The sequence below is a fragment of the Pseudomonas sp. FG29 genome, assembly GCF_057809355.1.
Map to the genome: position 1 here is coordinate 309,330 of NZ_JBMDJU010000001.1, position 12,723 is coordinate 322,052.

The 12,723-nt window shown below is 63.4% G+C and carries 8 protein-coding genes; 5 read left to right on the forward strand and 3 right to left on the reverse strand.

The genetic code is table 11. From position 1 onward, the window contains the following. Window positions 1-2: 2 nt before the first annotated feature. The 4 genes from bglX to ACODS1_RS01565 all read left to right on the forward strand — a co-directional run bounded on the left by bglX (window position 3) and on the right by ACODS1_RS01565 (window position 7,318). Complete coding sequence (gene bglX, locus ACODS1_RS01550) at window positions 3-2,297, forward strand: beta-glucosidase BglX (RefSeq protein ID WP_489084258.1); 2,295 nt, start codon at window positions 3-5, stop codon at window positions 2,295-2,297. A gap of 299 nt (window positions 2,298-2,596) precedes the next feature. Continuing rightward, the gene (locus ACODS1_RS01555; RefSeq protein WP_489084541.1) at window positions 2,597-4,093 is read left to right on the forward strand and encodes a glucan biosynthesis protein G; all 1,497 of its coding nucleotides are present in this window, start codon (window positions 2,597-2,599) and stop codon (window positions 4,091-4,093) included. Next, complete coding sequence (mdoH, locus tag ACODS1_RS01560) at window positions 4,086-6,632, forward strand: glucans biosynthesis glucosyltransferase MdoH (RefSeq protein ID WP_489084259.1); 2,547 nt, start codon at window positions 4,086-4,088, stop codon at window positions 6,630-6,632. Before ACODS1_RS01555 ends, mdoH begins: the two co-directional genes overlap by 8 nt. A gap of 152 nt (window positions 6,633-6,784) precedes the next feature. Continuing rightward, complete coding sequence (locus tag ACODS1_RS01565) at window positions 6,785-7,318, forward strand: cytochrome b (RefSeq protein ID WP_489084260.1); 534 nt, start codon at window positions 6,785-6,787, stop codon at window positions 7,316-7,318. 224 nt (window positions 7,319-7,542) lie between these two features. On the opposite strand, the gene ACODS1_RS01570 is transcribed toward ACODS1_RS01565, so the two are convergent. The 3 genes from ACODS1_RS01570 to ACODS1_RS01580 all read right to left on the reverse strand — a co-directional run bounded on the left by ACODS1_RS01570 (window position 7,543) and on the right by ACODS1_RS01580 (window position 11,671). Then, a complete protein-coding gene (locus ACODS1_RS01570) occupies window positions 7,543-8,730 on the reverse strand; it encodes an MFS transporter (RefSeq protein ID WP_489084261.1) in 1,188 nt (395 codons plus the stop codon). A 107-nt stretch (window positions 8,731-8,837) separates the two neighbouring features. Further along, complete coding sequence (locus tag ACODS1_RS01575; protein WP_489084262.1) at window positions 8,838-9,737, reverse strand: LysR family transcriptional regulator; 900 nt, start codon at window positions 9,735-9,737, stop codon at window positions 8,838-8,840. Between the two features lie 20 nt (window positions 9,738-9,757). Further along, window positions 9,758-11,671, reverse strand: a complete 1,914-nt coding sequence (locus tag ACODS1_RS01580; RefSeq protein WP_489084263.1) for a UvrD-helicase domain-containing protein — start codon at window positions 11,669-11,671, stop codon at window positions 9,758-9,760. 150 nt (window positions 11,672-11,821) lie between these two features. Here ACODS1_RS01580 and ACODS1_RS01585 point away from each other — a divergent pair, with 150 nt between their 5' ends. Then, on the forward strand, window positions 11,822-12,715 hold the full coding sequence (locus ACODS1_RS01585) for a DMT family transporter (protein WP_489084264.1): 894 nt from the start codon (window positions 11,822-11,824) through the stop codon (window positions 12,713-12,715). The last annotated feature ends 8 nt before the right edge of the window (window positions 12,716-12,723 follow it).

Below are 12,723 nucleotides of genomic sequence, written 5' to 3' on the forward strand. Positions count from 1 at the left end.
TGATGAAATGCCTGCCCTCGCTCGCGCTCGCCACTCTTTTCTGTACCTCGGGCTTTGTTCTCGCCAGCCCCTCGCTGGATGACAAGGATGCCTTTATCAATGACCTGATCAATCGCATGACGCTGGAGGAGAAGGTCGGTCAACTTCGATTGATCAGTATCGGTGCTGAGATGCCGCGCCAGCTGATACGTCAGGAGATCGCCGCCGGGCGCATCGGCGGGACGTTTAACTCCATCAGTCGACCGGAGAACCGACCGATGCAGGAGGCCGCCATGCGCAGCCGCCTGAAGATTCCGATGTTCTTCGCCTATGACGTTATTCATGGCCATCGCACGACATTCCCCATCGGCCTGGGGCTGGCGTCGAGCTGGGATCTGCCCGCGATCGAGAACAGCGCGCGAATCGCAGCGCTGGAGGCCAGCTCCGACAGTCTGGACATGACCTTCGCGCCGACCGTGGATATCGCTCGCGATCCGCGCTGGGGGCGCACATCCGAAGGCTTTGGCGAAGATCCGTTCCTGGTCTCGCGTGTTGCAGAGTCGATGGTCAGGGGCTATCAGGGTGAGGGTGCCAACTCACCGCAGCGCATCATGTCTGTCGTCAAACACTTCGCCCTTTACGGCGCCGTGGAGGGCGGACGTGACTACAACGTGGTCGATATGAGCTCGATGCGCATGTACCAGGACTACCTACCGCCCTACCGCGCTGCCATCGATGCCGGGGCGGGCGGGGTGATGGTCGCCCTGAATGCGGTCAATGGTGTGCCGGCTTCGGCCAACACCTGGCTGCTACAGGATCTGCTGCGTCGCGACTGGGGATTCAAGGGCGGGGTGTTCAGCGATCACGGCGCCATTACCGAGTTGATGCGCCATGGCGTGGCTGCTGATGGCGCTGAGGCGGCGCGCTTGGCAATCAATGCCGGGGTGGGCATGAGCATGGCCGATACCCTCTATGATCAGGAACTGCCGAAGCTGGTCAAAAGTGGAGCGGTGTCCGAAACCGTACTTGATGACGCCGTGAGGCATCTGCTGGGCACCAAGTACGATATGGGCTTGTTTCACGATCCGTTCCTGCGTATTGGCCGTGCAGAAGACGATCCGGCCGACGTGAATGCCGAGCAGCGTCTGCACCGTGACGAGGCACGTGCCATGGCGCGTGATTCCATGGTGCTGCTGGAAAACCACGGTGACACGCTGCCGCTGAACAAGAAAGCCACCGTCGCACTGATTGGCCCGCTGGCTGATTCGCCGGTGGATATGCTGGGTAGCTGGTCGGCAGCGGGTATTCCTGAGCAAGCGGTGACCCTGCGAACCGGCATGGCCAAGGCGCTCAAGGGGCATGGCATGTTGATGTACGCGCGTGGTGCCAACGTCACCGACGACCCCCACGTGATCAACTACCTCAACCAACTCAATTGGGATCGCCCGGAAGTCGTACTCGACAAGCGCACCCCGCAGGCGATGCTGGAAGAAGCGGTGCGTGTCGCGTCGCAGGCCGACGTCATCGTCGCCGCCGTGGGCGAGGCGCGCGGTATGTCGCACGAGTCCTCCAGCCGTACCCGTCTGGATCTTCCCGACAGCCAGCAGGCCCTGCTGCGCGCACTCAAGGCCACCGGCAAGCCGTTGGTGCTGGTGCTGATGAACGGCCGCCCGCTGGCGCTGACCTGGGAAAAGGAAAACGCCGACGCCATGCTGGAAACCTGGTACAGCGGCACCGAAGGCGGCAACGCCATCGCCGACGTGCTGTTCGGCGAGCACAATCCGTCGGGCAAGCTGCCGATCACCTTCCCGCGCTCGGTCGGGCAGATTCCCACCTACTACAATCACCTGCGTCTGGGCCGCCCTTATACCCCCGGCACGCCTGGCAATTACACCTCGCAATACTTCGAGGAGCCCAACGGCCCGCTGTATCCGTTCGGTTATGGCCTAAGCTACAGCGACTTCAAGCTGTCGGCGCCGAAACTCTCGGCCGAACGCATGAAGGCGGATGAAAAAATCCGTGTCAGCGTAACCCTGAAAAACACCGGAACCCGCGCCGGTGCTGCCGTCGTGCAGCTGTATCTGCATGACGAAGCGGCCTCGGTGATCCGTCCGGTGAAGGAACTCAAGGATTTCCGCAAGGTCAAGCTTGAGGCAGGTGAGTCACGTGAGGTGAGTTTCGAGATCGACGAGCCGATGCTGCGCTTCTACGATGCCAGCCTGCGTCATGTCAGCGAGCCAGGTGCTTTCCGCGTTCAGTTAGGGCTGGATTCGGAGGCTGTGCAGGAGGCCCGATTCGAACTGTTGCCGCGCCAGTGAGTGGTGCGGCCCAAGGAGGCGAAAATATACCTGTGTGAGCCCCTGTGCCGGGCAGCGCGATCCGGTAATAATGCGCAGAAAAATACGTGCATACGGCCAGTAGCCATCTTTTCGAGGCCTGACGTGACACGAGCGCTTTCTTGCATCATTTTCCGCCCAAATTTGAACCCCGTGCAGCGGCGACCCGTGGGGCGTCCGCTGCGCGTCAATCCGTATGCCTTGGAGGCTGTTAGTCAATGAGTCGTCGTTCTGGAACCCGTCTGGGCAAGACCGGCCGGTTGATCCTGTGCACTTTGCCCATGCTGTTCGCTGCCCAGATCTGGGCATTCGATCTGGATGATGTGGCAGTCAAGGCCAAGTCCCTTGCGTCAGAGCGCTATAGCGCTCCGCAGAGCCGCTTGCCGACGGCGTTGCGTCAGATGCCATTCGCCGATTACCAGAAGGTGCGCTTCCGTGAGGATCACGCCTACTGGCGCGATGGCAAGACGCCGTATCAGCTGTATTTCTTCCATCAGGGCATGCACTTCGACGTTCCGGTGAAGCTCAACGAGGTCACCGCAACCGGTACTCGGGAGATCAAGTATTCCCCGGAGATGTTCGATTTCGCTGACGTCAAGCTCAACCCGGATGACCTCAAGGATCTGGGTTTTGCCGGCTTCAAGATCATTCATCCACTGAATGAGCCGGGCAAGCAGGACGAAGTGATGAGCGTGCTGGGCGCCAGTTACTTCCGCATCGTTGGCAAGGGCCAGGTCTACGGCCTGTCGGCTCGCGGCCTGGCGATCGATACCGCACTGCCATCGGGCGAAGAGTTCCCGCGTTTTACCGAGTTCTGGATCGAGAAGCCGAAAGCTGATCGCGCCACCCTGTTGTTCTATGCGCTGCTGGATTCGCCGCGTGCCACCGGTGCCTACCGTATGGAAATCGACCCGGGCCGCGACAGCGTGCTCGACGTGCAGGCCAAGGTCTACCTGCGCGAGCCGGTTGAGAAACTCGGCATCGCCCCGCTGACCAGCATGTACCTGTTCGGTGCCAACCAGCCCTGGCCGCGCCACAATTACCGCCCGGAGCTGCATGACTCCGACGGCCTGGCCATTGCCGCTGGTAACGGTGAGTGGCTGTGGCGCCCGCTGAACAACCCCAAGCGCCTCAACGTCAGCAGCTACAGCATCGAGAATCCGCGTGGCTTTGGTCTGATGCAGCGTGGCCGCAGCTTCGCCCAGTACCAGGATCTGGATGATCGCTACGAGCTGCGTCCCAGTGGCTGGGTGGAAACCGTCGGTGATTGGGGCCCTGGCCACGTCGAGTTGGTGGAAATTCCAACCCCGGATGAGACCAACGACAACATCGTTGCGCTCTGGCGCCCCGAGAAGCAGCCGGCGCCGGGTGAAGCCCTCGACGTTCACTACCGTCTACACTTCAGCCGTGACGACGCCAAGCTGCATGATCCGAAGCTGGCCATGGTCACTCAGACCCGCTTGTCCGAAGGTGATGTGAAACAGGCCAACCTGATTCGTCAGCCTGATGGCAGCACCGCACTGGTGGTGGATTTCGCCGGCCCGGTTCTGGCTGAACGCGCGCCGGATGCGGCCATCGAGCCGCAGATCAGCGTCGATGGCAATGCCGACATCGTGGAGAAGAACCTGCGTTACAACCCGGTGAGCAAAGGCTGGCGCCTGACCCTGCGGGTCATGGTCAAGGATCCGGCGCAACCGGTGGAAATGCGCGCTGCCCTGATCGAGGACGGCAAGCCCCTGTCGGAAACCTGGAGCTATCAGCTGCCTGCCCATGAATAAATCTCCCGACGCTACGCTGATCCAGGACTATCTGGACGAACTGCCCCTGGATCAGGCTCAGCAACAGGAACTGGAGCGCCGCCTGGAGGAGGGCGGCGATCTGGCTGAACTGCATCACGCCCTGCTGCCTCCGGCAGTCGCCGCGCAAGAAGTGGATGAGGAAACCCGCGAACTGCTCGAGTCCGTGCCGGTGCGCTTGTCCATGGGCTGGCCCGATGCCGTCGAGCGGGGTTGCCAACTGGTGCAGGATCACCAGGGTCGACCGACCATCGAATCGACGCCGCCGATCAAGCGTACGCGCATGGTGCCGGAGCCCTGGCAGACCAACATTCTCGAACTTGGCTGGTGGCGCCTGAAGGGGCACAAGTCGAACCCGCGACCCCGTACCCGTGAGTCCGAGGACTTCAGTGAAGAACACTGGCGCCACGTGGCCGCGGTACGCCGTGCAGCGCTGATGGTGCTGATGATCGCGCAGACCGTGGTCGCCACCTGGTACATGAAATCGGTGCTGCCTTATCAGGGCTGGTCACTGGTCGATTTGGGCCTGGTGTTCGAACAACCCTGGTTGGAGTCGGCACGGCAGATCCTGCCCTATGTGGTGCAAACCAGCATCCTGGCGCTGTTCGCGCTGCTGTTCTGCTGGGTGTCGATGGGCTTCTGGACGGCGCTGATGGGCTTCTTCCAACTGCTCAAGGGGCGTGATCGCTACAGCATCTCTGCCACGTCGTGCGGCGACGAGCCGATTTCGCCCAAGGCCCGCACTGCGCTGGTCATGCCGATTGCCAACGAGCACGTGCCACGCGTCTTCGCCGGTCTGCGCGCCACATTCGAGTCGCTGAAGAAGACCGGTCAGCTCGAGCATTTCGACTTCTTCATCCTCAGCGACAGTAACGATCCGGACATCTGCGTCGCCGAACAGCAGGCCTGGATGGAGCTGTGCCGCGAGGTCGAGGGCTTTGGCCATATCTTCTACCGTCGCCGTCGGCGCCGGGTGAAGCGCAAGAGCGGCAACATCGACGACTTCTGCCGTCGCTGGGGTAGCAATTACCGCTACATGGTGGTGCTCGATGCCGACAGCGTGATGAGTGGTGAATGCCTGACTCGCCTGGTGCGCCTGATGGAGGCCAACCCGGGCGCCGGTATCATCCAGACCGCGCCGAAAGCATCGGGCATGGATACCCTCTACGCCCGTCTGCAGCAGTTCGCCACGCGCGTCTACGGCCCGCTGTTCACCGCCGGCCTCAATTTCTGGCAGCTCGGCGAGTCGCACTACTGGGGGCACAACGCGATCATTCGGGTCAAACCCTTTATCGAGCACTGCGCTTTGGCGCCGTTGCCGGGCAAGGGCGCCTTTGCCGGTGCGATTCTGTCGCACGACTTCGTCGAAGCTGCATTGATGCGCCGTGCCGGCTGGGGCGTGTGGATCGCTTACGACCTGCCGGGCAGCTACGAAGAGCTGCCGCCGAACCTGCTCGACGAACTCAAGCGGGATCGGCGCTGGTGTCAGGGCAACCTGATGAACTTCCGCCTGTTCCTCGTGCGGGGCATGCATGCGGTGCATCGTGTGGTGTTCCTCACCGGCGTCATGTCCTACCTGTCGGCCCCGCTGTGGTTGCTGTTCCTGGTGCTCTCCACCAGCCTTTTGGCGATCCATACCTTGATGGTGCCGGAGTACTTCCTGCAGCCCAATCAGCTCTATCCGCTGTGGCCGCGTTGGCAACCGGAGGAGGCCGTGGCGCTGTTCTCGGCGACCATGACCCTGCTGTTCCTGCCCAAGCTGCTCAGTGTGTTGCTGATCTGGATTCAGGGCGCCGAGGAATACGGCGGTCGCATGCGCGTGCTGCTGTCGATGCTGCTGGAGGCATCCTGCTCGGTGCTGCTGGCGCCGGTGCGCATGTTGTTCCACAGCCTGTTCGTCACGGCCGCCTTCCTCGGTTGGTCGGTGCAATGGAACTCGCCGCAGCGCGTGGATGATTCCACGCCCTGGAGCGAAGCCTTCCGTCGCCACGGCACCCAGGTACTGATCGGTATCAGCTGGACGGCGCTGGTGGCCTGGCTCAATCCGGACTTCCTCTGGTGGCTGGCACCCATCGTCGTCTCGCTGATTCTGTCGCCGGTGGTTTCGGTGCTGACCAGTCGTACCGCTCCCGGCCTGGCCGCCAAGCGCGGCAAGCTGTTCCTGATCCCCGAGGAGCATCAGGTGCCGCGTGAGTTGAGCGATACCGCCGAGTACGAGCACCTGAACAGCTCGCGCGCTCTGCGCAAAGGCTTCGTGCGTGCGGTGGTCGACCCGCTGTACAACGCTCTCGTATGCGCCATGGCGCGTGCGCGCCATGCCAAGGTAGTGCCCGCTGCCGAGGCCCTGCGTGACGAGCGCATCGAGGAAATCCTCGCGGCTGGGCCGGATGGCCGTGTCGAGGCGACGCGCTGGCGCCTGCTCAACGACCCCGATGGCATGGCTCGTCTGCATGCTCGTGTCTGGCAGGAGCCGCAATATCGCGCCTGGCGCGACGCCCGCGAAGCGTTGCGCGATAGCTGACGATGCGGCGAGCCCTTGCTTGCGAGGGCTCGCCGATATACCTGCTAACCTGAAGCGAAGCCACCGCAGCCTGTGCGAGCAGGTCATGCAAATCGATTGTTATCGCTCTACGCAGCCGGCCAGGGATCGAGTTCGATAGAAAAGGAGCCGCCATGTCCAATCTTTACGACTCTGCAGATCGCTATGGTCTGGTCACGCGCCTGCTGCATTGGAGCATGGCGATTCTTCTGGGCTGGCAGTTCGTTACCGTGATCGCCCATACGGCCATGGAAGACAGCGGCCTGGACAAGCTCCTGTGGAGTACGCACAAGCCTACCGGCTTGCTGCTGATGATCCTGGTGCTGATTCGTCTGGTTTGGGCGGTTGCCAGTCTCAGCCGTCGCCCCGCTGCAATCAGCCTGCTGGCAAGGCTGGGGCACGTTACGCTCTATGTGTTGATGTTCCTCATCCCCTTGGTCGCGCTGCTGCGTCAGTACGGCTCGGGTCGCGAGTTCGTGGCATTCGGCATGACCCTCATGCCGGGTTTCAGCGACGGCAAGATCAGATGGATGATCGAGCCGGCCAATCTATTGCACGGCAACCTCGGCTGGCTGCTGCTGGTGCTGGTCATCGGCCATGTGGTGATGGCGTTCGTCCATCGTCGCCTGAGCGGTGAGGACGTCCTTGCACGCATGATCGGTCGCTGAATCCGCTGGCTATGGCAAAAGGCTTACACGTTCAGGCGGCAACCGCCACTGTTGCCATCGAGGGCTGATCTCTAATCTACACACATCCCCTGCAGCGATGGATCGCTGAGGATCACGGAAGATGACCAGGCCAAGATGGCTACCGACAGGATGTCGGATGGTTGGGAAGAAACCCGCTTAGGCGGGTTTTTTGTTGCCTGCGATTTTTTATATGCGCCGACTCCTCACTTCTCTTTACCGATGAATACCAGCAGTGCGAGCAATGGCAGCCCGGCGGCCAGCAGTGCCGTGCCCGACCAGCCGAAGCGCTCGTAGATCGGGCTGGCCAGTGCCGAGCCGATGGCGCCGCCGACGAAAATGCTGGTCATGTACAGCGCATTGAGCCGCGCACGGCTTTGCGGCTCCAGGGTGTAGATGCTGCGTTGACCCAGCACCATGCTCATCTGCACGGCGAAATCCAGCACGATGGCGGTGGCGACCAGGCCGATCCAGCCCAGCCCTGCGTCCAGCAGATTGGGCGCAAAAGCCAGTGGTGCCAGAATCAGTGCCACCAGACTGGCGCGCCAGGTATGGCCGGCATCGGCCAGGCGTCCGGCAATAGGGGCCGCGACTGCGCCGATGGCACCGGCAAGGGCGAACAGGGCGATGTCCTGTTGGCTCAAGCCCAGGTGACGCGACAATTCCAACGGCGCCACCGTCCAGAACAGGCTGAGGCTGGCGAACATCAGGCCCTGATAAAGCGCACGACGGCGCAGTGTCGGGTAGCGGCGCAGCAGGTGAACGAGCGAGGCCAGCAGTTGCCCGTAGCTTGCCTTGTGGCTGGGGGCGTGGCGCGGAATGGTGGTGGCGATCACCAGGGTAATCACCAGCATCAGGGCCGCTGCCATCAGGTACACCGCGCGCCAACCGAATTCACCGGCGACCAGGCTGGCCAGCGGGCGTGCCAGCAGGATGCCCAGCAGCAAACCGCTCATGATATTGCCCACCACACGGCCACGGCTGGCCTCCGGCGCCAGGTTGGCGGCCAGAGGGATCAGCATCTGCACCGAGACCGAGCTTAGACCGATCAGCAGCGCCAGACCGAGGAACAGATCCGGCTGGTTCGCGAAGGCGGCCGCCAACAGGCAGAGCAGGGCGGCGGCAGTGGTGATCAGCATCAGCCGACGGCTTTCCAGCAGGTCGGCCAGCGGTACCAGGAACAACAGACCGAGGGCATAGCCGATCTGCGTCAGCGAAACGATCAGGCTGGCGCGTTCGGCGCTGAGGCCGACATCCGGGGCGATCAGCTCGATGATCGGCTGGGCGTAATAGAGGTTGGCGACGATCGCGCCGCAGCACAGGGCGAACAGCAGCACCAGTGCCTGTGGCAGGGCTGGCGACTCGCTCGTGAGTGAGGAGGTCTGGCTAGTCATGATGGGATCTCGATGAGAGGAAGCGACAGGCGCAAGGTTAGGCAGGTAACGACTGGCGGAGAATCCGTCGAATCGGCAACGCTGCGTTGCACGCCGTGCAAAAGCCCTTAGCCTTGCAGTAGTTCCTGGAGAAACTCGCTGAACGCGGCGATGCGCCGAGAGCCACGGTGGTTCGGCAGGTACAGCAGATGAATGGTGCCTTCGTGCGGGCCGGGAGCGACTTCATAGTCGGGCAGCAGGCGCTGCAGCTTGCCGCTGTCTACATCGTCGCGTACCAGCCAGTCCGACAGCAGCGCGATGCCCTGACCATCCCGCGCCGCCTGACGCAGGATATCGGCGTTGTTGCTGCGCAGGCGCCCGCTGATCGGCACCTGCAAGGTCTTTCCGTCCTGTTCGAAGCGCCAGTAGTTCGCCGGGCTGCCGTAGTCGTACAGCAGGCAGGCGTGCGCCTGCAGTGCGTCCGGATGTTCGATGGGCGAGGTGCGAGCCAGATAATGCGGACTCGCTACCAGCCAGCGGCGAAAGCTGCCGACACGCTGGCTGACCACGTCGTCGCTGACGATGGATGAGCCCAGGCGTAGCGCCAGGTCGACCCGTTCGCTGAGCAGGTCGACCACCTCGTCGGTGACGCGTAGGGTCACCTCCAGTTGTGGGTGTCGTTCCAGTAGCTTGCCGAGGTGCGGTGCGATGATGCGTCGGGCGAACTCCACCGGCACGCTTACGGCCAGACGGCCGCGTACTTCGCCGTCTTTGTCGGCCACGGCGGCGTCGGCCTCGTCCAGCGCATCGAGGATGGCCAGGGCACGCTCGAAGTAGTCGCGTCCGGCCTCGCTGACGCTGATCTGCCGTGTGTTGCGGTTGAGCAGCACGCAGCCCAGCTCCTGCTCCAGGGCGTTGACTGCGCGGGTCACCGATGAGGTAGCCAGCCCCAGTTGCCGCGCTGCAGCGGAAAAGCCACCGCAGCGAACGGTGGCGACGAAGGTGCGCAGAGCCAGCAGTTTGTCCATGGGAACGCCTGAAGTGCCGATCAGCCTGAAGCTTGCGCGATAGGTTGGCTCGCTGCCAAGCACTGCGTGGCGCCCTGGGCCTTGCGCGTGTACCACAACACTCGGCTCACGCCGCGGGTGATGGCGACATAGGCCAGGCGCCGTGCTTCGTCCTGCATGGCCTGATCGTAGCTGCCGGCGAAGAAACCGCACTGGGCGTAGAGCGCGTTGCGCAGCGGGTGTTTGTCCACGGGCAGACAGTCGTCGAGGATGATTGCCACTTCAGCCTGCAGGCCCTTGGCGCGGTGGATGGTCAGGGCCTTGACCGGCAGCGCCTTGTCCAGTTGCGCGCGCACCTGCTGCAGCGGCTCGTTGCGTCGGCTAAGCAGCAGCACGGCGGTGCGATCCGCGTTGGGGCGTTGGCTGACGTGCTGGCACTGCGCGGTGATTTCCTTGAGCAGCGCCGGCAGTCCGCTGGCCAGGTCGAAGCGCTGGATCAGCCTGACGCCGTGGTCGCCCGGTTGCATGGCCTTGGCCGCGATGCAGGTCTTGGCCTGCTTGCTGTGCACCTCGGCCAGCACCCTCTCACCATCGCGGATCACCGGCTCGATGCTGCGGTAGTTGGTGCCCAGCAGCAGGGTGGTGCTTTTGCTGCGTCCACGACTGGGGAAGTGACGGTCGAAGTCGATGAACAGCTCCGGCGAGCTGCCGCGCCAGCCGTAGATCGATTGCCAGTCGTCGCCGATGGCCATCAGGCTGATGTGTTCGCCCGCCGCGTGCAGGCGGCGATGCACGGCCTGCAGCCACAGCACGATCTGCGGCGAGATATCCTGGAATTCGTCGATCAGCAAGTGGCTCAGGGCAAGCAGGGCGGGGCCGGATTTGCCGCGGTCGCTGCTCAGTCGCTCGCTCAATTGCGCGAAGGCACCGTTGAAGCTGATTAGCCCCTGGCTCTGTAGCAGGGCGCTGAAGTGCTGGTGAAAGCGCTGCATGGCCTCGATGAAATCACGTTCGCGGGGCGCGCAGCCCAGGGCCTTCACGTCCAGGCGCTCGAGACGAATCCCTAGACTCTCGGCGAAGTCGATCTGCCCGTGCAGCAGCTCGAACAGCGGCAGGGCGGCGAATTCACCGGGTAGCTTGCAAGCATCCAGTGGCGCCTTGGGCTTGCCCCGTGGCGGCTCTTCGGGTGCCGGCAGTTTGAGCAGGCGGTGAGTCAGGGCGCGAAAGCGCGGGTCGTCGGCGTAGGCGTTCTGGTAGGCCTGCTTGAGCAGGCGTTGTTGCGTGGGGCGCAGGCGAGCGCCGGCGAGTGGGTTGTCCGGTTCGTCGCTGGGCTCGTCCAGTTGCTCGAACCAGCGCGGGTTGCCCAGGCTTTCCTTGGCCAGCGTCGCCATGGCGGCGTGGAAGGTGCGCACGCACTGGCGCGCATCATGCGGGTAGTGCCAGAAGTCGAGCAGGCGTTGCAGGCGCTCGCGTAGCTCGTGGCAGGAGGCATTGGTGAAGGAGATTACCGTCAGCCTTTGCGGGTCGAGATTCAGGTGGCAGAGCAGGAACACCACGCGCAGTACCAGCGTGCTCGACTTGCCCGAGCCGGCGCCGGCAAAGATGCGTGCCAGCGGCGCGCGGCACAGGATCATCGCCCACTGTTCGTCCGACGGTGCGCCGATCAGCCCGGCGTTCACCGCCTGGGCCACGCGCTCGCGCATGGCCTGTACCTGGGCCTCTTCGATCTTCAGCCGGGTGGCGGTGTAAATACCGGCGGGGCCAGGCTTGCCGCTGGCGGTCTTGCGACCGGTGGCTTTCTTGTTGGCGGTGGACTTCTTCTTGCTCTGCTTGCGCACGGGCTTGCGCGGCTGCGCAGCCTCGCGCTCGGCGCGCAGGTAGGCGGTGGTGCGGGGGAAGTAACGGGCGAGGGCGCTGGACAGCAGTTGTTTGTAGCGTGCGACAGCGGAAAGCATGCGGTGAGAACGACCTGACGAATAAAGCCCGCATGATAAAGCCTGCAGCGCGATGGCAGGCAGTGATGGCGCAGCGATAAATGCGCAACTTTGTGCAAGCGCCCGGCGTACATCGCTTCCAGACTGTGCTCCAGTCTTGGGAGATTCTCGATGAACCTATCGCTTTACCTGCTGACCGTACTGATCTGGGGCACCACCTGGATCGCCATCAAATTGCAGATGGGCGAGGTGGCCGTTGCCGCCTCCATCGCCTATCGCTTCGCGTTGGCGTCGTTGGTGCTGTTCGCCATGCTCTGGTTCAGCGGCCGCCTGCAGCCGCTGGATCGCCGAGGCCAGGGCATCTGCCTGCTACAGGGCCTGTGCCTGTTCTGCCTCAACTTCCTGTGTTTCTACACCGCCAGCCAGTGGATCCCCAGCGGGCTGATCGCGGTGATCTTCTCCACCGCCACTCTGTGGAACGCGATCAATGCGCGGCTGTTCTTCAAGCAGCGCATTGCCGCCAACGTGCTGCTCGGCGGCGCGCTGGGGCTGGCCGGCTTGGGCTTGCTGTTCTGGCCTGAGCTGGCGGGGCATGAGGCCAGTCGTGAGAGTTTGCTGGGCATCGGCCTGGCACTGTGCGGCACGCTGTGCTTCTCCGCCGGCAACATGCTCTCCAGCCTGCAGCAGAAGGCCGGGTTCAAGCCGCTGACCACCAACGCCTGGGGCATGCTCTATGGCGCAATGATGCTGGTGGGCATCTGCCTGGTCAGCGGCACGCCGTTCGCCTTCGAGTGGAACGCACGCTATGTCGGCTCGCTGCTTTACCTGGCAATTCCCGGCTCGGTGATCGGCTTTACCGCCTACCTGACGCTGGTCGGGCGCATGGGCCCGGAGCGCGCCGCCTACTGCACGGTGCTGTTCCCGGTGGTGGCGCTGAATATCTCGGTGTTCCTCGAGGGCTACCAATGGACGGCCTCGGCGCTGCTCGGCCTGGGCCTGGTGATGGCGGGTAACGTGCTGGTGTTTCGCAAGCCGAAGCCGGTGCTTGCCGAGGCCAGGGCCTAAGCGCGGTC

Coding starts and splice junctions, on each gene's coding strand:
- bglX (WP_489084258.1), top strand. CDS start 3: ATGAAATGCCTGCCCTCGCTCGCGCTCGCCACTCTTTTCTGTACCTCG.
- ACODS1_RS01555 (WP_489084541.1), top strand. CDS start 2,597: ATGCTGTTCGCTGCCCAGATCTGGGCATTCGATCTGGATGATGTGGCA.
- mdoH (WP_489084259.1), top strand. CDS start 4,086: ATGAATAAATCTCCCGACGCTACGCTGATCCAGGACTATCTGGACGAA.
- ACODS1_RS01565 (WP_489084260.1), top strand. CDS start 6,785: ATGTCCAATCTTTACGACTCTGCAGATCGCTATGGTCTGGTCACGCGC.
- ACODS1_RS01570 (WP_489084261.1), bottom strand. CDS start 8,730: ATGACTAGCCAGACCTCCTCACTCACGAGCGAGTCGCCAGCCCTGCCA.
- ACODS1_RS01575 (WP_489084262.1), bottom strand. CDS start 9,737: ATGGACAAACTGCTGGCTCTGCGCACCTTCGTCGCCACCGTTCGCTGC.
- ACODS1_RS01580 (WP_489084263.1), bottom strand. CDS start 11,671: ATGCTTTCCGCTGTCGCACGCTACAAACAACTGCTGTCCAGCGCCCTC.
- ACODS1_RS01585 (WP_489084264.1), top strand. CDS start 11,822: ATGAACCTATCGCTTTACCTGCTGACCGTACTGATCTGGGGCACCACC.